The sequence below is a fragment of the Polaribacter sp. Z014 genome (assembly GCF_023555435.1).
GTDB lineage: Bacteria > Bacteroidota > Bacteroidia > Flavobacteriales > Flavobacteriaceae > Polaribacter.
Genome location: NZ_JALCZP010000007.1, coordinates 21466 through 47784, shown reverse-complemented (window position 1 = coordinate 47784; position 26319 = coordinate 21466). Strand labels below are relative to the sequence as shown.

At 30.2% G+C, this 26319-nt stretch carries 25 protein-coding genes; 4 read left to right on the top strand and 21 right to left on the bottom strand.

All coding sequences use genetic code 11. The features are described 5' to 3' along the window. Window positions 1-7: 7 nt before the first annotated feature. From MPF19_RS10335 to yiaA, 9 genes are all read right to left on the bottom strand, one after another. On the bottom strand, window positions 8-838 hold the full coding sequence (locus MPF19_RS10335; RefSeq protein ID WP_203392308.1) for a prohibitin family protein: 831 nt from the start codon (window positions 836-838) through the stop codon (window positions 8-10). Between the two features lie 132 nt (window positions 839-970). Then, entirely contained in the window at window positions 971-1357 is a 387-nt protein-coding gene (locus MPF19_RS10330; protein ID WP_203392307.1) for an acyl-CoA thioesterase, read from the bottom strand. Between the two features lie 14 nt (window positions 1358-1371). After that, on the bottom strand, window positions 1372-3195 hold the full coding sequence (locus MPF19_RS10325; protein WP_249988176.1) for a VWA domain-containing protein: 1824 nt from the start codon (window positions 3193-3195) through the stop codon (window positions 1372-1374). Window positions 3196-3448: 253 nt separating this feature from the next. Continuing rightward, entirely contained in the window at window positions 3449-4315 is an 867-nt protein-coding gene (locus tag MPF19_RS10320; protein WP_249988175.1) for a DMT family transporter, read from the bottom strand. A 9-nt stretch (window positions 4316-4324) separates the two neighbouring features. Beyond that, on the bottom strand, window positions 4325-5644 hold the full coding sequence (locus MPF19_RS10315) for an MFS transporter (RefSeq protein WP_249988174.1): 1320 nt from the start codon (window positions 5642-5644) through the stop codon (window positions 4325-4327). A 13-nt stretch (window positions 5645-5657) separates the two neighbouring features. Continuing rightward, a complete protein-coding gene (locus tag MPF19_RS10310) occupies window positions 5658-6545 on the bottom strand; it encodes an EamA family transporter (RefSeq protein ID WP_284041463.1) in 888 nt (295 codons plus the stop codon). A gap of 502 nt (window positions 6546-7047) precedes the next feature. Next, window positions 7048-7620: a GDYXXLXY domain-containing protein gene (locus MPF19_RS10305; protein WP_203392304.1), complete on the bottom strand. Its 573-nt coding sequence runs from the start codon at window positions 7618-7620 to the stop codon at window positions 7048-7050. A gap of 3 nt (window positions 7621-7623) precedes the next feature. Further along, the gene (locus MPF19_RS10300) at window positions 7624-8913 is read right to left on the bottom strand and encodes a DUF2157 domain-containing protein (protein ID WP_249988173.1); all 1290 of its coding nucleotides are present in this window, start codon (window positions 8911-8913) and stop codon (window positions 7624-7626) included. 87 nt (window positions 8914-9000) lie between these two features. Beyond that, a complete protein-coding gene (gene yiaA / locus MPF19_RS10295) occupies window positions 9001-9489 on the bottom strand; it encodes an inner membrane protein YiaA (protein ID WP_203392302.1) in 489 nt (162 codons plus the stop codon). Between the two features lie 150 nt (window positions 9490-9639). Between yiaA and MPF19_RS10290 the strand changes: the two genes are divergently transcribed. Both MPF19_RS10290 and MPF19_RS10285 read left to right on the top strand, forming a co-directional pair. Continuing rightward, a complete protein-coding gene (locus tag MPF19_RS10290) occupies window positions 9640-11136 on the top strand; it encodes a hypothetical protein (protein ID WP_249988172.1) in 1497 nt (498 codons plus the stop codon). Window positions 11137-11222: 86 nt separating this feature from the next. Further along, entirely contained in the window at window positions 11223-11717 is a 495-nt protein-coding gene (locus tag MPF19_RS10285) for a hypothetical protein (protein WP_249988171.1), read from the top strand. Between the two features lie 15 nt (window positions 11718-11732). On the opposite strand, the gene hisIE is transcribed toward MPF19_RS10285, so the two are convergent. The 9 genes from hisIE to hisG form a co-directional block, all read right to left on the bottom strand. Continuing rightward, window positions 11733-12332, bottom strand: coding sequence for a bifunctional phosphoribosyl-AMP cyclohydrolase/phosphoribosyl-ATP diphosphatase HisIE (hisIE, locus tag MPF19_RS10280; RefSeq protein WP_249988170.1), 600 nt, complete (start codon window positions 12330-12332; stop codon window positions 11733-11735). Between the two features lie 89 nt (window positions 12333-12421). After that, entirely contained in the window at window positions 12422-13177 is a 756-nt protein-coding gene (hisF, locus tag MPF19_RS10275) for an imidazole glycerol phosphate synthase subunit HisF (protein WP_203392298.1), read from the bottom strand. A gap of 65 nt (window positions 13178-13242) precedes the next feature. Further along, complete coding sequence (gene hisA / locus MPF19_RS10270; RefSeq protein WP_249988169.1) at window positions 13243-13980, bottom strand: 1-(5-phosphoribosyl)-5-[(5-phosphoribosylamino)methylideneamino]imidazole-4-carboxamide isomerase; 738 nt, start codon at window positions 13978-13980, stop codon at window positions 13243-13245. Window positions 13981-14037: 57 nt separating this feature from the next. Continuing rightward, the gene (locus MPF19_RS10265) at window positions 14038-14418 is read right to left on the bottom strand and encodes a RidA family protein (RefSeq protein WP_249988168.1); all 381 of its coding nucleotides are present in this window, start codon (window positions 14416-14418) and stop codon (window positions 14038-14040) included. 12 nt (window positions 14419-14430) lie between these two features. Then, window positions 14431-15012, bottom strand: coding sequence for an imidazole glycerol phosphate synthase subunit HisH (gene hisH / locus MPF19_RS10260; RefSeq protein ID WP_249988167.1), 582 nt, complete (start codon window positions 15010-15012; stop codon window positions 14431-14433). Between the two features lie 54 nt (window positions 15013-15066). Beyond that, a complete protein-coding gene (gene hisB / locus MPF19_RS10255; protein ID WP_203392294.1) occupies window positions 15067-16203 on the bottom strand; it encodes a bifunctional histidinol-phosphatase/imidazoleglycerol-phosphate dehydratase HisB in 1137 nt (378 codons plus the stop codon). Window positions 16204-16272: 69 nt separating this feature from the next. Further along, window positions 16273-17331 carry a histidinol-phosphate transaminase gene (gene hisC, locus MPF19_RS10250; RefSeq protein WP_249988166.1) on the bottom strand — a complete coding sequence of 353 codons (1059 nt, stop codon included), beginning with the start codon at window positions 17329-17331 and terminating at the stop codon, window positions 16273-16275. 32 nt (window positions 17332-17363) lie between these two features. Then, a complete protein-coding gene (hisD, locus tag MPF19_RS10245; RefSeq protein WP_249988165.1) occupies window positions 17364-18647 on the bottom strand; it encodes a histidinol dehydrogenase in 1284 nt (427 codons plus the stop codon). Between the two features lie 247 nt (window positions 18648-18894). Further along, a complete protein-coding gene (hisG, locus tag MPF19_RS10240) occupies window positions 18895-19752 on the bottom strand; it encodes an ATP phosphoribosyltransferase (RefSeq protein ID WP_249988164.1) in 858 nt (285 codons plus the stop codon). A gap of 338 nt (window positions 19753-20090) precedes the next feature. Here hisG and ttcA point away from each other — a divergent pair, with 338 nt between their 5' ends. After that, window positions 20091-20888 (top strand): tRNA 2-thiocytidine(32) synthetase TtcA, encoded by a 798-nt coding sequence (gene ttcA, locus MPF19_RS10235; RefSeq protein ID WP_249988163.1) that lies wholly within the window; start codon window positions 20091-20093, stop codon window positions 20886-20888. A gap of 141 nt (window positions 20889-21029) precedes the next feature. Beyond that, window positions 21030-21290: a heavy-metal-associated domain-containing protein gene (locus MPF19_RS10230; RefSeq protein WP_249988162.1), complete on the top strand. Its 261-nt coding sequence runs from the start codon at window positions 21030-21032 to the stop codon at window positions 21288-21290. A 143-nt stretch (window positions 21291-21433) separates the two neighbouring features. On the opposite strand, the gene MPF19_RS10225 is transcribed toward MPF19_RS10230, so the two are convergent. From MPF19_RS10225 to MPF19_RS10215, 3 genes are all read right to left on the bottom strand, one after another. Further along, on the bottom strand, window positions 21434-22504 hold the full coding sequence (locus MPF19_RS10225) for a LacI family DNA-binding transcriptional regulator (RefSeq protein WP_249988161.1): 1071 nt from the start codon (window positions 22502-22504) through the stop codon (window positions 21434-21436). Between the two features lie 136 nt (window positions 22505-22640). Continuing rightward, entirely contained in the window at window positions 22641-24662 is a 2022-nt protein-coding gene (locus MPF19_RS10220; protein ID WP_249988160.1) for a retaining alpha-galactosidase, read from the bottom strand. Window positions 24663-24712: 50 nt separating this feature from the next. Continuing rightward, window positions 24713-26179 (bottom strand): carbohydrate porin, encoded by a 1467-nt coding sequence (locus MPF19_RS10215; protein ID WP_249988159.1) that lies wholly within the window; start codon window positions 26177-26179, stop codon window positions 24713-24715. Between the last annotated feature and the right edge of the window lie 140 nt (window positions 26180-26319).

The following is a 26319-nucleotide window of genomic DNA, read 5'->3' as shown; positions in this document are numbered from 1 at the left end:
TACATCACTATTGATTTCCTAAAATAATAGGTAAACCATCTTTACCAGAACCTATAACAATTACCTTACTGTTAGGTGATTTAGATAATTCTAAAGTAGCACCGATTCCTTTTTCTTGTAAAATTTTATCTGTTAAAGAAGCACTTAAAATTTTATTTGCAACAGCTTTACCTTCTGCATCAATTTTTTGTCTTTCTGCCTCTTTCTTCGCTTTTGCTAATCTAAATTCATATTCTAAAGATTCTTGCTCTTGCTTTAACTTCGTTTCAATTGCAGTTCTAATAGTGGTTGGTAACTTAACATCTTCAACCAAAACTCTTTTCACTGCTAAAAATTGATCTTTTAAAACGATTTGAATTTCATCTAAAATCTCTTGCTCAATAACATCTCTTTTACTAGAATATAATTGCTCTGGAGTATAACGCCCAACAACGCTTCTTGCAGCTGCATTAATTGCAGGATCTAACAATTCACGTTCATAATCCTCTCCCTTTGTTTTTATCAATTTTCCTAAATTAGAAAATTCAGGTTCGTACCAAATAGTACCATTTACTTTAACTTCTAACCCATTAACAGAAAGCACATTCATTTCTGTAGAAATAGCTTGCTGACGCACTTTTCTTACAATCATACGATTCCAAGGAGCTACAATCTGAAAACCTTCTCCGTATGTTTTTTCTGTATTAATACCATCTCCTAAAGCTTCAAAGACAACTCCACCTTCTCCAGGCCCAATAGTCACTGTAGATTTAGAAAATAAAATAATTACTACTACTGCTAATATGATAAAAAAAACACCTCCCTTAGGAAACTTTATATCTACTTGATTATTCGCCATACTTATTGTTTTTGATTAACAACAAATTTACAATTTAACTTTGTGAAACACAATATATATAATTTATATCTTCGTTGAAAAAGGTTAATAAATAGGGAGTAATTCAATAAAAACAAATCCTTCTAAAAAATATTAATCTAACCTATCTTTCACATATTCTATCTCTGTCTTTCCATGCTTTTTAGGGTGTCCATTTTCATCCAAAGAAACCATAACAATCTTCTCAACTTCAATAATTGTTTTCCTAGTCAATTTATTTCTAACGCTACAAGTTAATGTAATAGAACTGTTTCCAAACTTTAAAACATCTATACCTATTTCAATAATATCTCCTTGTTTTGCAGAACTCACAAAATCTATTTCAGACATGTATTTTGTAACCGTTCTTGTGTTTTCTAATTGAATAATAGCATAAATAGCTACTTCTTCATCAATAAACTGTAATAACTTACCACCAAATAATGTTCCATTCGGATTTAAATCTTCTGGTTTTACCCATTTTCTTGTGTGAAATCTCATATTAATTTTTAGTTTTAAATTTTTCCATAATATTTTCTAACAAACCATTCTACCGTAAATAAACCAATTACAATGAATAAAATCCATTTCCAATCTATTAAATTTTGTTCTTTAACAATAGATTTCTGAGTTGTATAAAATGTTTTATCCTCTAAAAGGGCCAATTTTAATTGAGCTACTTCATTTTTAAAAAATAATTTTCCGTTTGTTTTATCTGCTAACTTTAAGAGTTTCTTAGAATTTGCATTGGTAAATTGTTCTTCTATTTGAGTTTCTGTAATTTTAAATTGACCGTATTTATTAATATTCTGACCAATAACAGTAACTTTATAACTATAATTCCCAGAAGCAAGATTTTCAATTTCTGTTTGATAAGAATTATGCATCAATGAAAAAGGTCTTTTTATGACCTTTTTAGTTTCCTTATTAGTTATTGTAATTTCTAACGCAGCCCTTGCATCAAATAAATAATTTTTATCCGTATAAAATGCTGATATATCAATAGTTGAATTAGCAGGATATAAAGATTCTGCATTTACCTCTAATCGATTTCTCTTTTTATTGGATGCTAAATATTGCACTATATTTCCTATAAATGCATCAAAATCTTGAAAGGAACTTGAGTTTAAAAAACTAGCTGCTCTCCATTTCCATAAACCTTCTCCGAATAACACCCCAAATTTATGATTGTTCTCTTCTAAAGTTGCCAATAAAGGTTGTTTAGTTTCTAATCCGTTTATATTTTGATATAATAATGTTTGATGCTCTCTAGAAATTGCAACCTCTCCAAATTGATCTTTAAGCGGAGGAAATTGATTAAAGCCAATATCTTTTTGTAAAAACGTTAAAAAAGAATCATTAAAAAATGCACCATAATTTTCTGTTTGATTGATCGTTTTTTTTGAAAAACCTAATTGTTGTTTATTGATAAAACTCCAATCTGTATTTACCCCAGAAATTAAAAAACAATTGCTATTATTGGTTTTAATTTCATTTATAATTTTATTAAACTTATTATTTGGTTGATTCAATATAATTAATTGATAATCAATTATTTTACTTTTAAAGTCATCAACTAAAAAAACATCTACAGAACGTTGTTTATTACTTTCTATTGATTTTTTCAAAACTCCTAAATCAGGATGTAAAACAGATGTTAAAACAAGTACTTTTGTTTGTTCATCGATTACTTCTACAGAGAAATTTTTGGTATTATTCTTTGTGTTTTTCTCCCCCTCTATCTTTCTAATTGATGCGGTGTAATATTGCAATCCCTCTTTGTTTGAAGTTAAATTCGCAGCAATCGTTTTAGAGTTTTCTTTTGTTGAAAATTGTATTTTTTTAGTAAAAATGGTTTTTCCGTTTTTATATATTGAAAATTGTGAAGTAACATCTTCTTTTCCTTCGTAATTCAACAATACCTCAATGGGGAATTTATTTTTTATATAACTGTATTTATTAACATTTAACTGACTTATTTTTAAATCTTTATACTGAACAGTATCACCAAAAACAATAGGATATATTTTTTGTTTCGAATTGATAAACTCATAATCATTACCAATCGTTTGGTTTCCGTCTGATAATAAGATTATTGGTGCAATTTTATCCTCATATAATTCATTTACAGCTGTTATCCCTTTAGATACATTGGTTTCGTTCTCTATAAAAGAAAGTGAATCTAAAGACTTTACATCACCCCCAAAACTAAAACTATTAACATCAAATTTCTCGTTAATGCTTTTATCATTTTTAATTTCTGCTAAAAACGTTGTCATACTCTTCGTTTCCTTAAAAAAGGGGATAGATTTAGAATTATCAACAAGAACAGCTAACACAGGCTTTGTATTTTGATTTTTCGTTTTCTTTATCGTAGGGTTTATCAATAATAAAAGCAATAAAAAAAGACTAACCGCCTTCAAAAAAAATAATAGGAGATTAATTTTTGGCTTCTTTTTATTCTTAAAAAAATACTGAAAATAGGCTACTAAAATACTCAGTAACAAGGCAAGAATTATATATAAAATGAGTTCTGTTTGCAATGATTTATTTTTAAGCTGAAAGATATAAATAACTATTTAAAAACGAATGCTATTTTTTAGAGTCTTTATATGAATTATCAATTTTAGACTTGTACCAAATGTTTAAAATTAAACCACCAATAATTAAGGCGATTCCTAAAAAACTGTAAAAAGTATAAATTTCTCCAAATAAGAAAACGCCAAAGGTAGCTGTATAAATAACCTCAAAATATTTAATTGGTGCCACTATATTTGTAGAAGCTGTCTGAAAAGCTTTGGTCATAAATACCTGTCCTATATAACCAAAAACACCTAAAAGCAATAAAAACAACCATTCAATTCCTTTAGGGGTTATCCAATTATTTATAGAAAGCAAGCCTCCTAAAACAGTGGCAAACATCATAAAATAATATACAACTACAAGTGGATGCTCACTCTTCCCTATTTTACTGATAAGTACATATACCAACCCACTAAGTACCGAAGCTAGTAAAACCAAAATTAAACCCGTTGTATTTAATTGATGATCAAATCCTTTTAACACAAAAACACCTACAAGTGAAATTACAAAAAAGAACCATTGTAAAGGTTTAATTTTTTCCTTCAACAAAAACACCGCAAAAATAGCTGAAAAAACTGGAGCAATATACCTTATAGAAACGGCAGTACCAATAGATAAATACTTTATAGACATAAAAAAAAGACTCATTGAAGTGGTACCTGCTATCGCTCTTAAAATTAGTAATTTATTATTTTTACCAATCATTGGTATTTTATATTTTAATAAAAAAACAATCGTAAAACAAAGCGATCCTAAAGACCTAAAAAAAACAATTTCAAAAGTATGAATACCTTTTAAATATTTTACAGTAGAATTCATGCAGGCAAAAGCTAAGGTGCTTATCAACATGTATTTTATAGCTCTTTTTACTTCCAAAACTAATCTTTATTTATCTGCTATTTTATGTGGCTTTTTTAAAGTTAAAGAACCTATAAATAAAAAACCTAAAAAAGGGATTAAAATGTAACTTACATAACTGTAGCTTCCCAAAGCAGTAAAACAATAGCTAAAGAAACTAGGGGCCAATGCACTTGCTATAACCAAAAAACTCATTATTTTACCTGTTATAGCTCCTAAATACTTTCTTCCAAAATAACGAGGCCAAGTTACAGCATTCACAACTGCAAAAAGCCCACTACAAACACCTAAACCTATAATTAACAAATAGATTCCTATGGAGTCATCTAATAATAAAAGACCAACAGCAGCTATAATTCCGCTAAAAATCATGATAAAAAGATAAATTTTATGTTCAATATAATCACTTAGAATATTAGCTAATGTAGAAACAGAAATAGCTATGATTGAAATTGGTAAAAAGACTGCAATTGCATCGGTTTTATTATAACCTTGTGTTTTAAAAATTGAAATTACATGAAACGTAAAACCTGTACTAAAAAAGCTAAAAAAAGCTAAAGACAAACCAAACATCCAGAAAGCTCTTGTTTGCTTTGCTTCCTCCAACGTAAAATTAACTTCTAGAATTTCAACTTTCTTTTTTTTACTTTTCTTTTTAGAAAGAAAACCATCCGGAATTAAACCAAAGTCTTCTGGTTTATTTCTATAAAACTGAAGTATTAAAAAACTAAAAATAAATAAGCTAACTGCTAAAATTTGCCAACTTACCTCCCATCCGTTTTCATCAATTAAATAATTAAACAAAATTGGAGAACTCGAAAAACCTAAAGAAACAGCAATACTACTTATAGAATTTACTTTACCTCGATTTTTATCAAACCACATCATTACCATATTTCTAGAAGCCATAGTAAGCACTCCTTGTCCGCAAAAACGTACTAGAAAAAATAAGAAACTTAGCAATACAAAAGGAATTACCCAAGATTTTATATTCAAAAAAAGTTTAAGAGTATCACTAATCCCTTCTGAATATGAAAAAATAATTAACGAGATTGCTAAAAAGGATGCTGCAAAAAAAGCAACATAACGTGCTCCGAATTTATCAAATAATCGTCCTGCTTTTGTTACAAAAAAAGCACTTAGCAAAGTACCAATTAAATACGCATTGCTAAATTGATTTCTAGTTAAACCTAAGGCATCTTTAACAGGATCTGTAAAAACAGAAACGCCCACAGTTTGACCAGGTATGCTGAATAATATACCTATACTACCAAAAATTAAAACCACATATCCGTAGAAAAATGGCCACTTTTTAGGATTGATAAAAGAATATTTATTAGAATTCATCATTTAATTTACACTACTTTCTTTTTCTTGACGTGATAAAATAAACACCTGTTAATAAAATAGCCGAAGCAATTACAGACTGCGTTGTTAGGTGTTCATCTAAAAAAAACCACCCCATAAATAACGCTATTACAGGATTTACATAAGCAGAAGTTGATACTTTTTCTGTAGCTACTTCTTTTAGCAAATAATTAAAGGCTGTAAAAGCAATAACTCCACCAAAAACAATAAGCATTAGCATAGAAACCTGAACATCTGTACTCCAACTTAGAGGAGAGCTCCATGTTTCATTAAAACTTAAACTCATAAACATTAAAATAGTACCTGCCACTAACATTTGATAGCCTGTACTTACCATAAAACTTTTTGGCAAATTTGCTTTAGAAACAAAAACACTACCATAACTCCAACTTAACACACAAGTTAAAATCATAAAAGTTCCAAGCAAACTTCCTTCAGAAGTTCTTAATTCTTGCTGACTCACTAATAAATACATTCCAAAAACACCCAAACCAACACCAATCATCGATTTCTTTTGAAATGGTTTTCTATCAATCAATCGTAATAAAAACAGTACAAATAAAGGTTGCGTAGATGCTAATAAAGCACCATAGCTACTATCTACATATTTTAAAGCCCAAACAAAAACACCGTTTCCATAAACTAAAAAGAAAAAAGATGCAATACCCGCATTTAAAAGTTGCTTTCTAGAAATGGATAAATTATGCTTTAAAAGAACTGCAAAAAACATCATTAATGCTCCTGCTGTTAAAAAACGAACTGAAGCTAAAAAAAATGGAGGAAGCTCTGTAACAGCTACTTTATTAAACAAATAAGTAGATCCCCAAATTACATAAATGGAGATAAATGCTAAAACGATTAATAATTTTGACTTTTTCAAATAAATATTATTTTTGAAACCAACGATCCTCGAGGCAGAGCCATAGAGATATTTCGCTGGTTTCATTTTGATTTTAGAATCAAAAACCAAAAAATCTGTATTTTAGATTCCCGCCTTCGCGGGAATGACAGTTTCAATGGAAACCTCGAGGCAGAGCCTCGAGGAATTCTTTTCGATTAAAGCTAATTTAAGCCAACAAAGATAATTGATATTTAAAACCTAAAGTCATTTTAAATGAATAGTTCTAATTGTTTTTATCATGTTACTAAATTTTTAAATACAATCAGCACCAATAATTAATTAAGCAAATCTATTAGCCGTTAAACACTGCAAAATAAAATTAAAATTGATGGTTTAAATTCCGAAGTTTATGGTACTCATCTTAAACAAACTAAAAAAATAGGAAGCAAAAAATTAGAATATCACACTAGAACAAAATTTAATTTTAGTAAAAACGAAAACACCTTATAAGTTCTTACTTATAAAGTGTTTTATAAAAAATCTACTCTGCTTTCTCTGAACCTACCAAATCTTTTATAGAAATATCATTTATAAAAACATCTTTAAGAACAAAATTCCCATTATGTATATAAACCATCCCATAAGTTGTATTCTCTTTTACCGTATCTCTCCTATTCATTCTCACTAAATCTTCAGCAGGTTTCGCTTTAAATTCTTCCATATAAAAACGATCAAAAGGTAAATTAAAACTAACAACCTTTCTTCTTTTATTATACCAATTTGTTTTAGCAATTACATAATCGTTCGGTATCGATAGTTTTACCTTACTAACGGTTTTTAATTTGGCAAAACCAATACTGTCCTTAAAATAAACATAAACTTCTTGTTTTCTTTTCCAAATAGAATCCTCTGTTTTAAACGAATTTATCTCATAATTCATTCTAATAAACTTACCCCTAAATGGATCATTAGGATCTATTGGCTGTGTTATAAACTTATAAAACTTCCCTGCTTTTAAAGTTTCTTCTTGATCATACATCATTTTTGTTGGTACCGCTAATTGCATAAGAACCACCAATAAAAAAAGTATAAATATTATTTTTTTTGATTTCATTTTTTATTTTTTTAGCGTTTTACTTTGTTTCTTTAGCATTAAATAATTGGTTACAAAAAAACCTGCCCCAACAATTATAAACAATAAACCTCTAATTATAAATGTCATTTCTGTATCTAAAAAACGACAAGTAATTAATGCAGTAATAATTAGTAAACCATAATTTAGAATAACAAAACTAGCTTTATCCACACCTTTTTTTACAATACTAACTCCTAATGCCAGCACTGTAATATTAACCAAAGCAACGGTAATTCTAGTATCTAATGACTGAGTGGCATAAAATAAAATCATTAAAAAAGGAATGAATTGAAAAATATTATTAAAATTAAATTTTGAAAATGAGTTGTTTTTTATCAACATATAAAGTGTACTTAACATTAAAAAGCCCCCAATTAACAGTTCCTTATTACCTAAAAATGAAATTTCAAAATCTATGTTCCAAAAACTTTCAAAACTAACCATAAGCATTGTTATTACTAAACCTAAAGAACCAATTACTAAAAATCCATTCTTAGAAACACGTAAACTTCTAAAGCTTTTTAATTGTCCTACATTGTAAATAAAACCTAATAAAAATGAGTATAAAATTACATCTAATCGGTAAACAGTATTTAAGAAAGCTCCAAAAACAATAATTAAACTTAAAGGAAACAACCAATTTAAAATAGCTGTAAAATTAGTAGTTAAATTGTTTTTTAAATGGTAAAAATATTGTGGCAGCAATAAAACAAATAGCAATATATAAAACCATGGCACTTTAGTTTCACTAGAAAAGCTATACCCTAAACTGCAAGCATAGACCGTTGCAAAAATTAAGGTTAATAATAAAACTCCTTTAGATTTTAATAAATAAATTAAGGGCAAACACAACAATATCCAAGAAAGTAAAAAGGAACTTAAATTACCTGGAATGTTATAAATTTGACTAATTAGCGAAATACTAGAACCTACTGCAAAAAACAAAAACACTCCAGAAGATTCTAACCATGTTTTAGATTTTTCTTTTAGTATTGAATATCCTACAATAAACTGACCAACTACAAGTGGTGAAAAAGCTAAAATAGATTTTACCGTTTTAGAAAAATCATCCCAATTGTGGGCTAATATTAATATAATTCCTAACCCTATTAATAAACTCCCCAAAACACCAAAAATGGTGAATAAGTTGTTTGAAGAGGATTTTGAAGCTGATCTTGAATTGTAATAGTTTTCAATTTTTGATGCTATTTCTTTAGAAATAACTCCATTCTGTATCAATTCTGGAAGTTCTTTTATAAATTTTGAATCCATTTCATTTTAATTTTTATTAAAAATACTAATTTTAAACCCCACAAGTCGAAACTTGTGAGGTTTTGGCTCTCTAAAACCATTACTAAACTAACTTTTCTCTTCTTCTGTTTTGTTGTTGATAAAATCGATATCTCTCGTATTCTTTTGTACTGTAATGGCTCCAAATAAACTTAATAGGAATGAAATTCCGTAGAAACCTTTTTCACTTAAAAGCAAATCTGCATTTCTAAGCCCTATAATTAACAAAAGAATGGCCGCTATAACTACCACCCAACTTATTCCGTAATACATTTCACTTACTTTAATCTCTTCTGCTTTGTCTCTTACCGCTTTTTGCAAAGAAATTACGGCATAAATACCCATTAAAAGAATAGAAAAATAATACCCTTTTTCATTCAATTCCATAGAAGCATTCCATAAACCGATACAGTAAGAAACCAGACCAATCATTAAAACTCCCCACGAAGCGCCAATATAAGCAGAAGTTGGTTTTGGATTTAACTCATTCTTTACTTTATTCTTTTTACTTACTTTTTTAGTTTCTTCATTAATAGAAGATGTTGTTTGATAATTCATAATATTTAGTTTAATAATTATGATACAAATTTGCGACTCTTTTAAAGTTCTGAGAATTCAATTTTAAACAATTACTGACGATATAAAATATAAAAAATTATTTATATTCTATTATTTAACTATATTTACAAGACATTTACTGACGATATAATGATAAATTTAAAAGAAGTATTAAGTACTTTTACAAAGGAACAACAACAAGAATTTCTTTCTTTTCTCCATAAAAAGAACAAAAGAAAAGATGCTAAAAACGGCCAATTGGTTACACTTTTACTAGAAGACAATGCATCTTCTGCTGAAATTTCTGATAAATTATACGGTAAACAGAATAAAGTAGCTTTACACGCACTTAGAAAACGTTTGTTTCAATCTCTTATAGATTTTACAGCAAACACAAGTATGAAAGAAGAAAATTCTATAGATATTCTTTTAATAAAAAACATTCTTTCTGCCAGACACTTCCTAAAGAAAGAACAAATAAAAGTTGGGTATCAAATTTTAGACAAAACCATCATAATTGCAAATGAGTATCAATTATTTGCAATTTTAAATGAAGTTTATCATACTAAAATTCAATATGCTCATTTAAACCCAAACTTAAATTTAGATCAATTAATTAGTACTTTTAAAGAGAACCAAAATCGACTTATTTTAGAAGATCAACTAAATATTGCCTATGCTAAAATTAGGACATCATTAGCCAATTATCACAAAAACAAGTCTAATATTGATATTAAAGAATTGATATCCTTTATTTTAAAAGAACAAAATATTACAATTTCAGATACTTTATCGTTCAAGTCCTTGTATCAAATTATTCAGATAACCAGCATATCTTCTGCTCAAAAATTCGATTATTATAATATTGAAGAATTCGTTATTGAAACCTATCAAATTATTCAAAATCATACATCCAAAGACAAGCAACTTAATTATCACTTAGAGGTTTTGTATTTAATTGCGAACGTACTTTTTAGAAATAAGAAGTTTAATAAATCTCAAGAATACTTAAAACTGATGCTTTTCTATATGAATGCTGAAAAGAAAAAATATTATAGTGATTTTATTCTGAAATATGATTTACTGCATGCTCTAAACTTAAATTACACAAATAAACAAGAACAAGCTATTGCTTTATTAGAACCTTATATCGATAAAAAAAACACAGATCTTGTTGCTCAATTAGACTTCTCTCTTTCATTAATCGTTTTTTATTACCAGCATAAATCCTTAGAAAAAGCTCAAAAATTAGTGTCTAAATTTTACCATACCGATAAATGGTATATTGAAAAAGCAGGTATTATTTGGACCATCAAAAAAAACTTAATTGAAATTTTATTACAAATAGATTTAGGAAATATAGACTTGGTAGATTCTAGGTTAAAAAGCTTTAAAAGAAACTATTTTACGAATCTGTCAGAAATTAATCAAGAAAGGGTAATTACTTATTTAAAGTTAGTAGAAATCTACTATAAAAATCCAGAGATTGCTATCACAACCGAATTTAAAGAGAAAGTAGCAACTTCTTTTAGTTGGATAAACAACGAGAAAGAAGATATTTTTATGATGAGTTTCTTTGCATGGTTAAAAGCAAAAATGACCAAGCAAGATATTTATTTAGTCACTTTAAATTTGATAAATAGTTAAACAATAATACTTTTCTTATTTCAATAAAAATAAATCATTTGGCATACTAATTGCTTCTTATAATTTTAAACAAAAAAACCTACACTATGAAACACATCTATTTATTACTTTTAATTCTTACCAGTTTATTATTATACAATTGCAGCAAAGACGACAAAGAAATAGATGTTAGATATACCGTAGATGATTTACAAAAAATTCATGGAAACGGTTCTAAAACATGGAAAGTTGAGGCTTTTTACAAAACCTATGAAAATGATTTACTCAGCGAATTTAACGACTGTTATACCGATGATACGTATACTTTTTTCTACGATAAAAACGAAGCTCAGGTAACGCTTGGTAATAATTCTTGTTACTACGATAATCCTACAGAACAAGACGGGCGTTTAACTTATAATTTCTACGAAGATATAGGTGAAATTTTCATCAATATTTCTAAAGGAGAAAGTCTTGATGAAAATTTTAGAACTGAACTTACTATTCTTGGTTTAACAGAACTTAGTGAAACTAGAATGGTTTTTACAGCAGGAGAAAATCCTTATTATGGAAAAACTATAGTTTTCACATCTGTACCATAAATCTTTCAAAAAGCGTTATTTATGTCTTCCTATTAATTCTTTTTCAATATCTTTTAACGTAAACCCTTTTGCTTGTAACAACATTAAATAATGGAACATTAAATCTGCTGACTCATAGATAAATAATTCATCGTTATTGTCCATTGCCTCAATAACAGTCTCCACTGCTTCCTCTCCTACTTTCTGAGCAACTTTGTTAATTCCTTTAGCGAATAAACTTGCTACATAAGATTTTTTAGTGTCTTTATTAGCTACTCTTTCTGTAATAACGTCTTCTAAAGTAGAAAAGAAACCATAATTAGATTTGTTTTCTTCTCCCCAACAAGTATCTGTTCCTTTATGACATGTTGGCCCATTCGGATTTACAGAAACCAACAAAGTATCATTGTCGCAATCTAGTTTTACATCTACTAAATTCAATACATTTCCGCTTTCTTCACCTTTTGTCCAAAGTCTATTTTTAGTTCTAGAAAAGAAAGTAACTAATTTTGTTTCTTGCGTTTTTGCAAACGCTTCTTCATTCATATACCCTAACATCAACACATTTTTTGTGGTTGCATCTTGAATGATTGCGGGTACTAATCCGTCGTTGTTTTTACTAAAATCGATATTCATAATTTTATTTTTATACTATATTGTCATTTCAAAATGAGCTTTCTCAGAGATTTAGATTCCTTCTTCTTCCGAATGACATTCTTTACATTTTATATTCTAACTGGTATATTTTGCTTTTTCAACTCCTTTTTTAACTCTAAAATAGGGATTTCTCCAAAATGAAAAACACTTGCAGCTAATGCAGCATCTGCTTTTCCTTCTTTAAACGTATCTGCAAAATGCTGAATTGTTCCTGCTCCTCCAGAAGCAATAATAGGTATGTTTAATATTTCTGATAAATGTGCCAAAGCTTCGTTTGCAAAACCTGCTTTTGTACCATCATGATTCATAGACGTAAACAAAATTTCTCCTGCGCCACGATTTTCTACTTCTTTTGCCCATTCAAATAATTTAATATCTGTTGGTATGGTTCCTCCTGCCAAATGCACAAACCATTCTCCGTCAATTTGTTTGGCATCAATAGCAACCACCACACACTGACTCCCGAATTTTTCTGCCAATTCATTAACCAATTCTGGTCTTTTTACAGCAGATGAATTGATAGAAACCTTATCTGCTCCCCATTTTAACAACTCATTTACATTTTCTACAGACGAAATTCCACCACCAACTGTAAACGGAATATTTACTTGTTCCGCCACTTGATGCACCATTTCTATCATGGTTTTTCTACCTTCTAATGTTGCAGAAATATCTAAAAAAACCAATTCGTCTGCACCTAAATCTGCATATTGTTTTGCTAAAACTACAGGATCTCCTGCATCTATTAAATTCACGAAATTAACACCTTTTACAGTTCTTCCGTTTTTAATATCTAAGCAAGGTATTATTCTTTTTGTTAACATTTTTTATAGCTTTTGGCTCTTGGCTTTTGGCTGTTCGCAAATAGCAAACTGCTGAAAGCTAATTGCTATTTTTTTAATATAAATTGCTCCAACTGTTTTAAGCTGATTTTATTCTCATAAATTGCTTTTCCAATAATAACACCTTCACAACCATTTTCTGCCAATTTAGGCAATTCATCAAAAGTTGAAATTCCACCAGAAGCAATTAGTTTTACGTCTTTTACTTCGGATAAAATCTGTTGATAGATATCGAAACTAGGTCCTTGTAACATTCCGTCTTTAGAAATATCTGTACAAATAATATACTGAATTCCTTTTTGTTGATAATCAGCAATAAAAGGAATCAATTCTAAAGAACTCTCTTCTTGCCAACCATTGGTAGCAATTTTTCCTCCTGATGTATCAGGATAAAAATCGGCACCTAAAATAATTTTTTCTGAACCATATTTTTCAATCCAACTTTCAAAAATTTTTGCATTTTTAACAGCAATACTTCCACCTGTAATTTGATTTGCTCCAGAATTAAAAGCAATTTCTAAATCTTTATCAGATTTTAAACCACCACCAAAATCAATTTTCAAATTCGTTTTAGAAGCAATTTGCTCTAATACTTTATAGTTGATAATTTCACTTGCTTTTGCACCATCTAAATCTACCACATGTAAATATTCGATACCTGCAGCTTCAAATTCTTTGGCAACTTCTAACGGATTTTCGTTATAAATTTTCTTTGTGTTATAATCTCCTTTTGTTAAACGAACACATTTTCCGTCTATAATATCTATTGCTGGTATTATTCTCATTTTTTTGGCTTTTACCTTTTGGCTAATAGCTAAAAGCTAAAAGCGAAAGACTTTTTTTTATTTATTTAAAGCAGTAACTTGAATTTCAATTTTCATTTTTTCATCAATTAAAGCTGCAGAAAAAACGGTAGCTGCTGGTTTTACATTTCCCATATATTTTTTTAAAACTGGTAATGTTAATTCAAAATCAGACGCTTTTGGTAAAATATAAGTAATTCGTACTATTTTATCTAAACTAGAACCTGCTTGTTCTAAAACAGCCTTAATATTTTTAAAACATTGCTCAGTTTGATTGACAACATCATCTGCAATGGTCATATTTTCATAATTAAAACCGGTTGTTCCAGATACAAAAACCCAATCTCCTTCTACTACTGCTCTTGAATAGCCCATTACATCCTCAAAAGGAGAACCTGAGCTTATTAGTTTTCTTGCCATATTAATTCTATTTTATAAATTTAAGAAGTTTTGTAAAATCTTACTTCCTTCTACACCACTCTTTTCTGGGTGAAATTGTGTACCGTAAAAATTATCTTTTTGCAATGCAGATGCATATTCAAATTCATAATCGGTTGTTGCAATCGCTTCATCACAATTTTCTGCATAAAAACTATGCACTAAGTACATAAATTCTTTTTCTTTAATGCCTTTAAATAAATCAGATTTTAAATCATAAACAACATTCCACCCCATTTGCGGAACTTTTACTGCTTTAGAAAACTTCTTTACATCTACATCAAAAATACCCAATCCTTTTGTATCTCCTTCAGACGAAGATCTGCACATTAATTGCATTCCTAAACAAATCCCTAAAACAGGTTGTGTTAAAGTAGGAATCACTTTGTCCAATCCGCTTTCTTGCAACATTTTCATAGCAGAACTTGCTTCTCCAACTCCAGGGAAAATCACTTTATCCGCAGCTCTTATTTCCTCAATATTATTTGACAAAACAGCATCTACCCCTAAACGTTTAAACGCAAACTGAATACTTTTTATGTTTCCTGCTCCGTAATCTATAATGACTAATTTCATTCTTTAGCTTTTGGCTTTTGGCTATTAGCAAATGGCTAACAGCTAAAAGCAATTTTATAACACACCCTTTGTTGATGGTAAAAACATTTTGTTTGCGTCTCTTTTAACCGCCATTTTCATTGCTTTTGCAAAAGCTTTAAAAATTCCTTCTATTTTATGATGCTCGTTTGCTCCTTCTGCCTTAATATTTAAGTTACATCTTGCACCGTCTGTAAACGATTTAAACAAATGTAAAAACATTTCTGTTGGCATATCTCCAATCATTTCACGTTTAAAATCAGCTTCCCAAACCAACCAAGGTCTTCCACCGAAGTCAACAGCTGCTTGCGCTAAACAATCGTCCATTGGCAAACAGAATCCGTAACGCTCAATACCTAATTTATTTCCTAATGCTTTGTTGAACAACTCACCCAAAGCAATCATGGTATCTTCTATAGTGTGATGCTCATCAACCTCTAAATCTCCATCCACTTTTACTGTTAAATCCATAGCACCATGACGACCAATTTGATCTAACATGTGGTCGAAAAACTTAACTCCTGTAGAAATATCATTTTTACCAGAACCGTCTAAATTTAGTTTGATGTAAATCTTAGTTTCATTGGTATTTCTAGTAATTTCGGATACTCTATCTTCTAATTTTAAAAACTCATAAATGGTTTTCCAATCTGTGGAAGTTAAAGCGATACAATCTAAAATTTTTTGTTTAGAAGTTTCAATTTCGTCTGCACCTAATTCTGGATCTTCAGATAAAAAGATTCCTTTTGCTCCTAAATTCTTAGCCAATTCCATGTCGGTAATTCGATCACCTAAAACAAAAGAGTTTGCCAAATCATATTCCTCAGAAAAATACTTGGTTAACAAACCTGTTCTTGGCTTGCGTGTTTCTGCATTTTCATGTGGAAACGTTTTATCGATACAAACATCAGAAAAAACAACACCTTCTTTTTCAAAAGCAGATAGAACTTTATTTTGTGCTGGCCAAAAAGTATCTTCTGGAAAAGAGTCTGTACCCAATCCATCTTGATTGGTTACCATCACCAATTCGTAATCTAATTCTTCGGCAATTCTTGCCATGTAACGAAAAACCTTCGGATAAAACTCTAACTTTTCTAAACTATCTAATTGATAATCTACAGGCGGTTCTAATACTAAAGTTCCGTCTCTGTCTATAAATAATACTTTTTTCATATTGTAGCTTTTCGCTTTTGGGTTTAAGTTTTTAGCAAAATGCTAAAAGCGAATAACCAACAGCTATATTTATTTTATTGCCTTTAAAGCTCTTAATAATCTTTGATTTTCTTCACAAATCCCAACACTTATACGCAACGTATTTTCACATAAAGGTTGAGTTGTTCTATTTCTTATTACCACACCATATTCAATTAATTGTTGGTAACGTTTATTCGCATCATCTACCTTTAACAACAAAAAATTACCATCTGATGGATATACCTTTTCAATATAACTATCACAACCTTCCAATTCTTTTTTTAGACGCTTTCTTTCACTTATCAACTGAGAAATTTCGTTTTCCACTTCGTCTATTTTTTGCAATCGCACAATTGCTCTTTGTTGGGTTAATTCATTTACATTATAAGGTGGCTTAATGTTGTTTAGAATTCTAATGATTTCTTTGGAAGCATAACAAACTCCTAAACGAATTCCCGCCAAACCAAAGGCTTTAGATAAAGTTTGTGTAATGATTAAATTAGGAAATTGTGCCAATTTTTCTAACCAGCTTTTTTGCTCAGAAAAATCGATATACGCTTCATCTATAACCACTAAACCATTAAACTTAGTTAGCAATTCTCTAACAGATTCAACAGAAAAGCTATTTCCCGTAGGATTGTTTGGAGAACACAAAAACAAAATTTTACTATTTGCATCGGCTTCCTTTAAAATCTGACTCACTTTTGGTTGAAAATCACCATCACTTAACAACACCGTTCTATTTTCAATGGCATTAATGTTTGCCAACACAGCATACATACCATAAGTAGGAGGCAATGTAATTACATTGTCTTTATTAGGTTCGCAGAATGCTCTATAAATTAGATCTAAAACCTCATCACTTCCATTTCCTAAAAGAATATTTTCTTTATCGATTCCTTTAATTTCTGACAACAAATCTTTTACTTTATTTTGTTGTGGATCTGGATACCTATTGACACCATTTTCGAAAGGATTTTCATTAGCGTCTAAGAAAATCATTTCGGTAGTATTGGCATCTTTATACTCATCTCTTGCAGAGGAATATGGTTTTAGAGATTTAATGTTTTCTCTAACTAAGTTGTTGATGTTAAAGTTTGTTTTCATACGTGTTCTTTTCTAAACCTCACAGGTTTAACCTAATTTAAATCCTTTAAGCGAATTGAAACTGCATTTTTATGCGCATCCAATCCTTCTGCAGCTGCCATTAATTCTATTGATTTACCAATAGTTTGTATCCCTTCTTTAGATATTTTCTGAAACGTAATACTTTTAGTAAAACTATCTAAATTTACACCAGAATATGATTTTGAAAATCCGTTTGTAGGTAATGTATGATTGGTTCCAGATGCATAATCTCCTGCACTTTCTGGCGTATAATTACCAATAAAAACAGAACCTGCATTTTCTATATTATCTATATAAAAATCGTTATTATTTGTACATACAATAAAGTGCTCTGGGCCATATTCGTTTATCAACTCTAGCGCAATTTCATCATTTTCCACAAAAATAGACTTCGAATTATCAATTGCTTTTTGAGCAATTTCTTTTCTAGATAGGTCTAAAAGTTGTTTTTCTATTTCTAAAGAAACTTCTTTTATTAGTTCTTTTGATGTTGACACCAAAATTACCTGACTATCTGCACCGTGTTCTGCCTGACTTAATAAATCTGAAGCTACGTAACTAGCATTTGCAGAATCATCTGCAACTACTAATAATTCACTTGGACCTGCTGGCATATCAATAGCAACACCGTGTTTGGTAGACAATTGTTTAGCAACTGTTACAAACTGATTTCCTGGTCCGAATATTTTGTACACTTTCGGCACTGTTTCTGTACCAAATGTATACCCTGCAATTGCCTGAATTCCACCAACTTTTATAATTTTTGTAACTCCACAAAGATTTGCAGCAAACAAAATTGCTGGATGAATTTTTCCTTCTTTATTTGGAGGAGAACATAACACAATTTCTTTACAACCTGCAATTTGAGCAGGTATAGCCAACATTAAAACTGTAGAAAACAAAGGTGCTGTTCCGCCAGGAATATACAAACCAACTTTTTGAATTGGTCTTTTTTCTTGCCAACATTGTACTCCGTTTGCCGTTTCTACAAAAACTTTTTCCGTTTTTTGTGCTGTATGAAACTTGGTAATATTTTCTTTTGCAAGAATAATTGCGTCTTTTAATTCGTTAGAAACTAATGAAATTGCTTCTTCTATTTCATTAAGAGAAACAATATTATTTTCTAAAGAAACACCATCAAACTTTGCAGTGTATTTATGAATTGCAGCATCTCCATTTGCTTTGATATCTGCAAAAACCTCATTTACGACTCCTTCAATATCATCAACTGTTTTTGTTGGTCTCTCTAAAATTTGAGACCAATCTTTTTTTGATGGATTTATTATTGTATTCATGATTTTAATTTCTCCTGCAAGGTTTCTAAAACCTTGTAGGTATTTTACTTTTTAATTTATACTTACAAAGTACTTTAAACCTTGCAGTATGTTTACAAACTTGCAATTTGCGTTAGGGATTGTAGCATTTGTTTGAGCTCTTTTTTCTTTTTCAGAAAAAAAGCGAGTGCGAAAAGCCCGTTAAAACGCCCAAATAAAAATTATATACCTATAAGGTTCTGAAAACCTTGCAGGATAAAAGGCTAAATTAAAGCACCATTTTCTCTATAGGGCACACTAAAATACCTTCTGCTCCGTTGGCTTTTAACTCATCTATTATTTCCCAAAATTCGTTTTTGCTAATTACAGTGTGCACAGAACTCCAACCTTTTTCTGCCAATGGCAAAACGGTAGGACTTCTCATACCTGGTAATAATTTTAAAATATTTTCTAATTTATCATTAGGTGCATTTAACAACACATATTTAGAATTTTGTCCTTTTAAAACTGACTGAATTCTAAATTGAATTTTCTCTAAAATAGCTCTTCTTTCTACTGATATTTTAGAAGAAACCGCCAAAACAGCTTCTGATTTTAATAAAACCTCAACCTCTTTTAATCCATTTTTAAATAGAGTACTTCCACTAGAAACAATATCACAAATTCCGTCTGCCAATCCAATATTTGGGGCAATTTCTACAGAACCATTAATAACGTGTATGTCTGCTTTAATATTTTTTTCTTTTAAAAATTTCTTTACTGTTTCTGGATACGAAGTTGCAATTCTTTTTCCGTCTAAATCTTTTAACGAATTTGCATCAGAATCTTTAGGTACTGCAATAGAAACCTTACATTTAGAAAAACCTAAACGTTCTACAAACTCAATATCTGCTCCTTTTTCTATTAAAACATTCTCCCCAATAATGGCTGCATCTACTACTCCATCTTTTAAATATTGAGGAATATCTCCGTTTCTTAAATAGAAAACCTCAACAGGAAAATTTCTTGCAGCTGCTTTTAATTGATCTTTACCATTGTCTATAGAAATACCAATGTCTTTTAAGATTCTCATTGAATCTTCATTTAATCTTCCTGATTTTTGTACTGCAATTCTTAAATTACTCATTTTTGTTTTTGTTTGATGCCTGAGCAAATACGGTTTAAAATTAAAAAACCCGTTTGATTTGCTCAAACGGGTTTATAAATATCTTGATTTTATTCAATACACTTTTAAATCGCTTGACTGCAATTGTAAAAATGATGATGATGGTTTTGAATAAAAGTCATGTCTTGTTTATTTCTATGCAAATATCAAAATTTTATTTCTAATTACACAAATAATCTGATAAAAAAATCATGAAAATAAAATATTTATCAATTTTTAAATATTTGTTTAAAATTTATATTCCTTTTAATTTATAATTCCTTTTTAACTTTTACATACAAACACCTATTTTTGCAGCCATGGAAAACATTAAACAGGTTACAAAAAAATTACAGCGTGCAGTTGCAGAAGCTATTCAACAATTTACAATGATTGCTGAAGGAGATAAAATTATGGTTTGTCTTTCTGGCGGAAAAGATAGTTATGCCATGCTGAATATGTTATTGTATTTTCAGAAAGTAGCGCCTATTTCTTTTGATATTGTAGCAGTTAATTTAGACCAGAAACAACCAGGTTTTCCAGAGGAAGTATTACCTACTTATTTAAGTAATCTAAAGGTTGATTATAAAATTATAGAAAAAAACACCTATAAGATTGTAATGGATAAAACACCCGAAGGTAAAACAACTTGTAGTTTGTGTTCTCGTTTGCGAAGAGGAACTTTATATGAAGCTGCCAAAGACTTAGGTTGTAATAAATTGGCTTTAGGACATCATAGAAATGACATTATAGAAACCTTTTTCTTAAACTTCTTTTTTGCAGGAAAAATGGAAACCATGCCTCCTAAATTTAAAAATGACGCTGGTGACATTGTTGTTTTAAGACCATTGGCTTTTTGTAAAGAAAGTGACATAGAAGAATATGCGAACTTTATGGACTTCCCTATTATTCCTTGTAACTTATGTGGATCTCAAGAGAATTTACAACGCCAAAATGTAAAACAAATGATAGCCGATTGGGAAACTGAATTCCCAAATAGAAATGCTATTATGATGAATGCTTTGCAAAACGTATTTCCTTCTCACCTTCTAGATAAAAACTTATATGATTTTGAAAATTTGGAATCTAAAATACCCGAAAATTCCTTAACCGATTAAGCTTCAAACAACTCTTTTTATCTAAAAATATAGACTTATTTTCTTTGATTTTTACCTTAAAATTAGTAACTTAGCTTAGTGCTATTTCTTTAACCTCAATTAAAGAACACGGCAATTTATTATGAACTAAAATCACGAGATATGAGCCTTCTATCAAACAATGTGATTCCTGGAAATCACGGAAAAGTATTCGAAACAAACGTAGTAGATAATTACGATTTACAAAGAATAAAAAATGATTTATTGCTTGTAGACGGAATTAAAGATGTACTTATTGATGCACAAAAATTTCCAAAAGAGTTTACTGTGCATACAACAAAATTAGTAGCTATTAAAGAAATTGAAGCTGTAGTGTTACATTTAGGTTTTCATGCAATAGAGAGAGCCCTTTTTAAGCTTTAATAACAGTTTTTACAGCAACTAAATTGATGTCATAAAAATTACGTAGAAAAAGAACTAAACCTGTCATAAACTTTTTTATACACCTCACCTTACTAAGAATCTATAATCACTAGAGCATAGACAATATACATATTGATAAAAAACTAACTATTTGGTAAAAGTGTTTGTATTTTTTGAAGTAAATCTTTAATTTCTTTTACAGAATTTAAATTTTCTTTTACAGGCATCGTACTTTGTCTTTCTATTAACTGAACTGGAATTACCATTTTAGAAATATTACTTTCATTTTTTAATTGTATCAAAATTTGCTTTACAGCTTGTTTCCCTATTTCTAAAAAATTTTGATGAACGGTTGTTAACGGCGGATTGTAATACGCACTATTTATAGTATCATCAAAACCCGTTACTGCTATTTGCTCTGGTACGGCATATTTTTGCTCTGCACAAGCCCTTAAAGCACCCAATGCCATTTGATCATTCCCTACTAATAAAGTATCTATTTCTTGAGGCTGCAAGAGTACTTTTGTGGCTTCATCATACCCACTTTTAGCACTCCAATCTCCTGTTTCTACAGTTACAATTTCTACCTCAGAGGCTTGTAAAACATCTAACCAAGCTTGTTTTCTTAAATTTGCAGCGTGCGAATGAGCGGGTCCATTTAAAAGCGCAAATCTTTTTCTTCCTTGTTTCAACATTAACTCTGCAATTAACGCAGCGCCTTTGTAATGATCTGCAGCAACCTGACTCACGTTTGCTTCAGGAGAAACATCAATAAACAAAAAAGGTAAATGCTCATGTTTCGCTACTAAGTTTTCCGCCAAATCTTTTTGTACGGGTAAATTTACAAACACAACGTCCACTTGTTGAGATTTTAACTCTCGTATGGCTTTTTCTAAGTTTTTCTCTTCAGAATTTGAAACAGCAATAGATACCGCATAGCCTGCCTTTTCACTTTCTAAGCGAATTCCATTGACAATACTAGAAGCACCTTCCATGGTCATTTCTAGTGTTATGATCCCAAAAATTTTTGCTTTTTTACGCACCAAAAGTTGCGCTCCTTTATTTGGTACATACCCTAATTGATCAATTGCTTCCTGAACCTTTTTTAAGGTATCTAAATTCACTCCTTTTCCTCCATTAGTAACTCTAGAGACTGTTTGAGTGGAAACCCCTGCTAATTCTGCAACTTCCTTAAATGTTACCTTTTTATTCATAAACAAACCTTAATTACAACAAATATAATTGTTTAAAAATTACAATGTCTTATTCATAGAAAAATCTATACCTGTATAGAATTACAACAAGTATAGATTTTACAACTATCGGGGGGACTAAAAAAAAATTAACTTATTATATTTTCACTACAAAACCTCCTCCTGGAGCCATACGCACTGTAAACGTATCTTTTATATTCTCTGTTTTTTTCACAAAATCAACTCCATTCATATCTGCATTCGGCCCATCTTTAAGCACAGTAGCACTTCCAGATTTCCCTGTAATTTCTTTTATATTGATTGTTATTTCACGAGCATCCCAGTTATTTAAACCACCAATATACCAGTCATTTCCTTTTCTACGAGCCGTAATAATGTACTCTCCTATTTTTCCATCAACAGTAATAGTTTCATCCCACGTAGTTGGAATAGAAGCAATAAATTCTGTACTAACCGGATTTTTTTCATAATTCGTTGGGGTATCACAAAGCATGTTTAAAGGAGAAAAGAATATTACATACTCTGCAAATTGATGCGTACGTGTACCTTGACTCATTGGTTTTGAGAAGTTAGGAGCATATTGAGTTTCTACTTCATTGGTAATAGTATTTAAAGCCTTTACTGCATTATTCATAGCACCTTGCGTATAATCTACAGGTCCAGAAATCATTCTGATAAACGGAAACGTAACATCATAGGTAACTTGATCACATTCTTTTGGTTGCCATTTCATTTGCTCTAAACCATGCACTCCTTCAAAATTTAAAATATTTGGATAGGTACGTTGTAAACCTGCTGGTTTATAAGTTCCATGAAGATCTACAATTAATTTATATTTTGCACACATTTTCGCAGAACGCTCGTTAAAATACACCAATTCCTGATCATCACCATTCATAAAATCGACCTTAAAACCTTTTACGCCCATTTCACTATAATGCTTACAAACCTCTTCCATATCTTTGTCAAAAGCATAATAACCAGCCCAAAGAATAATATCTACATTACGTTCTTTTCCATATTCAACTAGTTCTTTGATATCAATTTCAGGAACAACCTGCATTAAATCGTATACTTTATTAACCGACCAACCTTCATCTAAAATTACATATTCAATGCCATTTTTTGAAGCAAAATCGATATAATATTTATACGTTCTATTATCAATACCCGCTTTAAAATCTACACCTTCTAAATTCCAGTTATTCCACCAATCCCAAGCAACTTTTCCTGGTTTAATCCAACTTGTATCACCAATTACATTTTTAGCAGCTAATTTGTAAGACATCGTTGTATTTGCCAATTCCACATCATTTCTTGTTACAATTGCCGCTCTCCAAGGAAAACTACGTGGTGCATTTACTTTCGCAATAAAAGGATGTCTACTTTTTACAATTACCTGAAGATTATTATACCCTGCGTGTTCTTCTACATCATCTCTTAAAGGCGCAAAAAAAGCATTCATTGTATTTTTACCAATACTTGTGGTTAAGTACATTCCTGGATAATTTCTTAAATCACTTTCTGTAATGGTAATACGTTTTTGATTTTTAGATTCGATACTTAAAGGCAAAAACATTAACCTATTTTTATCTAAATCAGAAATTTTAGAACGTGTGTATTGATTTTCAAAAGATTGAAAAAGTTGATGCTCCATAGTTCCCGGAGAATACACATACGGTACTGTAGTTTCTACATCGTGTGCAAACTTATATTGCGCTTGCTCACTCACCACTTCATAACTTCCTTTTTTGGTTGAAGCAAAACGATACGCAACACCATCATTATAAGCTCTAAACTCTAAACTCCAATGATCATTAAACGTTATAGTTACAATATTGTATTCATCTTTTACCGTTTTAGATTTGTAAAAATGAGCATTGATCACATCATTTACTTTCGCTGTTTTAATGTTCTTTATTTTAGAACCTAGTCCCCAAATAGTTCCATCAGACAAAGTCATAGAAAGTTGAGAAGGCTCTAGTACTTGCACTCCGTCTTGTGAAATAGTGTAATAGATAGATTTACCTATGGTTACTTCTGCCTGTGTTTTGCCATCAGGAGATTTTACGATAATTTTTTTATCTGCCGCAGACATAACAGATGCGCCAAAAAGAATTAATAATGCTGCTGCCATTATTGAAAATGTATTTTTCATGATTATAAATTTTAAGTTAATTGTTGTTTATTCTATTTTTTAAAGTTGATTTACCACCAGATTTCAAATTGTAATCCATAGGTAAATCCGGAAGTGTTATTACCAAAAGGAGCACCATTAGGCGTATTACCAATCAGTCCTTTTAAATCATTGCTCCAAAAAGCGTAGGTAACAAACGGACGCAATACTGGGCGCGCGTAAAAACCTTTTTCTAACGAAAGCTCTGGTGTAAACGTTATTTTATCAAGATTCCCAGAAACATTTAATTGTTCGTTTTTTATATATTCATGCGTCAATTCTAAGTGTAATTTAAAATGATCACTCATATAATACATTCCTCTTGCTCCTGCAGTTAACCAATACAGTTTTTTATCCCTCCCTTGCAAATAGGCTTTATTAGTAGGATTAGCGCTATTGTATTCATAAGGCTTTGTTCCGTAATCTCTCATTACAGCAGACAGAATACCATTTACCGCAAAAGTTTCTTTATCATCATATAAAAAGTTATTGTTGATTTCTAAAAAATAAGAACTTGCAATGTCATTTAAAACGATGTTATCATTTCCTGGATTTTCTTTTTCAGACATTCCAGACCAGTGATGTATTGGTATTGAAGCCCCTTGTCTAAATATGAGTGCCGTTGTATTGGTAATGTATTTCTTTTCATAGTCTAACCAAGAAATAACTGCAAAACCGTGTTTAGCATCATATTCCATGATTTCATTTTCTGCCCGATAACTATAATTTAAAGAGACATTCATTTTAAGCGTTTCACTAATTGGTAAATGCACATAACGTACATCTGCCGTATACGCTCTTAAGTGATCTTCTACACCATTTACAAAAGAAACATCCTTTCCTTTCTCTTGAAAAGCCCAAATACCGAATTTAATATCTTCATCAGTTCCTTTCTGAATCAGTTTTTCCATACCAAATCCCCAACCTCTTTGTCCTGGATTTACCCATTGTCTGTCTAACATATGTTCCGCTCTACGATCATAAAATCGTTTACCTGCCCAAATAACTTCTCCGTTTCCCAAAAAATTATTTGCACGCACATATAATTGTTCCGTTTTATTAAAACTCATTTGAGTATCCGTTCCAAAATCTTCATAAATAGAACTCATCCAAATAACATCTAAAGATTTCGATTTCTCTTCATCAAAATAATACGAATAGTCAAACTCTAACTCTCCATAAGTATCCGCCTGATTTCCCAAACTATATTTATTTTGAGCACCTGGCATCTGAAAATGCGCTTGCGTTTCTCCACCTTCACTTCGCCCAACACCTGTCCTTAAATAACCAGAAGTTTTAAACTTATGATTTCCTTTTTCAAAAATTGTTTGTGCTTTCATATTAAATGTTATCGCAAACATAAATAATACAAAAACAGACAATAAAGTTCTTTCTCCTACTCGGAAAAGGGATGCGTTAGATTGACCAACACACAACAAAACCTCACTAAACAAAGGAGATAACCTCTTTTTTAAGTAATTTAAATATAAATGTTTCATAATTGCTAGTTAATTGTTTACGCAAACATACGTATAATTACATGATTTTCAGTGTATAGAATAAATTATTTACGAAAACATTCTAAAAAATGTTTTCGTAACACAACCTACAACCAGTCTCACACCTCTACTAACACCAC

Coding starts and splice junctions, on each gene's coding strand:
- MPF19_RS10225 (WP_249988161.1), bottom strand. CDS start 22,504: ATGAATAAAAAGGTAACATTTAAGGAAGTTGCAGAATTAGCAGGGGTT.
- MPF19_RS10290 (WP_249988172.1), top strand. CDS start 9,640: ATGATAAATTTAAAAGAAGTATTAAGTACTTTTACAAAGGAACAACAA.
- MPF19_RS10285 (WP_249988171.1), top strand. CDS start 11,223: ATGAAACACATCTATTTATTACTTTTAATTCTTACCAGTTTATTATTA.
- ttcA (WP_249988163.1), top strand. CDS start 20,091: ATGGAAAACATTAAACAGGTTACAAAAAAATTACAGCGTGCAGTTGCA.
- MPF19_RS10330 (WP_203392307.1), bottom strand. CDS start 1,357: ATGAGATTTCACACAAGAAAATGGGTAAAACCAGAAGATTTAAATCCG.
- hisC (WP_249988166.1), bottom strand. CDS start 17,331: ATGAAAACAAACTTTAACATCAACAACTTAGTTAGAGAAAACATTAAA.
- MPF19_RS10220 (WP_249988160.1), bottom strand. CDS start 24,662: ATGAAAAATACATTTTCAATAATGGCAGCAGCATTATTAATTCTTTTT.
- MPF19_RS10315 (WP_249988174.1), bottom strand. CDS start 5,644: ATGAATTCTAATAAATATTCTTTTATCAATCCTAAAAAGTGGCCATTT.
- MPF19_RS10265 (WP_249988168.1), bottom strand. CDS start 14,418: ATGGCAAGAAAACTAATAAGCTCAGGTTCTCCTTTTGAGGATGTAATG.
- hisF (WP_203392298.1), bottom strand. CDS start 13,177: ATGTTAACAAAAAGAATAATACCTTGCTTAGATATTAAAAACGGAAGA.
- MPF19_RS10215 (WP_249988159.1), bottom strand. CDS start 26,179: ATGAAACATTTATATTTAAATTACTTAAAAAAGAGGTTATCTCCTTTG.
- MPF19_RS10335 (WP_203392308.1), bottom strand. CDS start 838: ATGGCGAATAATCAAGTAGATATAAAGTTTCCTAAGGGAGGTGTTTTT.
- hisA (WP_249988169.1), bottom strand. CDS start 13,980: ATGAGAATAATACCAGCAATAGATATTATAGACGGAAAATGTGTTCGT.
- yiaA (WP_203392302.1), bottom strand. CDS start 9,489: ATGAATTATCAAACAACATCTTCTATTAATGAAGAAACTAAAAAAGTA.
- hisB (WP_203392294.1), bottom strand. CDS start 16,203: ATGAAAAAAGTATTATTTATAGACAGAGACGGAACTTTAGTATTAGAA.
- MPF19_RS10230 (WP_249988162.1), top strand. CDS start 21,030: ATGAGCCTTCTATCAAACAATGTGATTCCTGGAAATCACGGAAAAGTA.
- hisIE (WP_249988170.1), bottom strand. CDS start 12,332: ATGAATATCGATTTTAGTAAAAACAACGACGGATTAGTACCCGCAATC.
- hisH (WP_249988167.1), bottom strand. CDS start 15,012: ATGAAATTAGTCATTATAGATTACGGAGCAGGAAACATAAAAAGTATT.
- MPF19_RS10305 (WP_203392304.1), bottom strand. CDS start 7,620: ATGAAATCAAAAAAAATAATATTTATACTTTTTTTATTGGTGGTTCTT.
- hisG (WP_249988164.1), bottom strand. CDS start 19,752: ATGAGTAATTTAAGAATTGCAGTACAAAAATCAGGAAGATTAAATGAA.
- hisD (WP_249988165.1), bottom strand. CDS start 18,647: ATGAATACAATAATAAATCCATCAAAAAAAGATTGGTCTCAAATTTTA.
- MPF19_RS10300 (WP_249988173.1), bottom strand. CDS start 8,913: ATGGATTCAAAATTTATAAAAGAACTTCCAGAATTGATACAGAATGGA.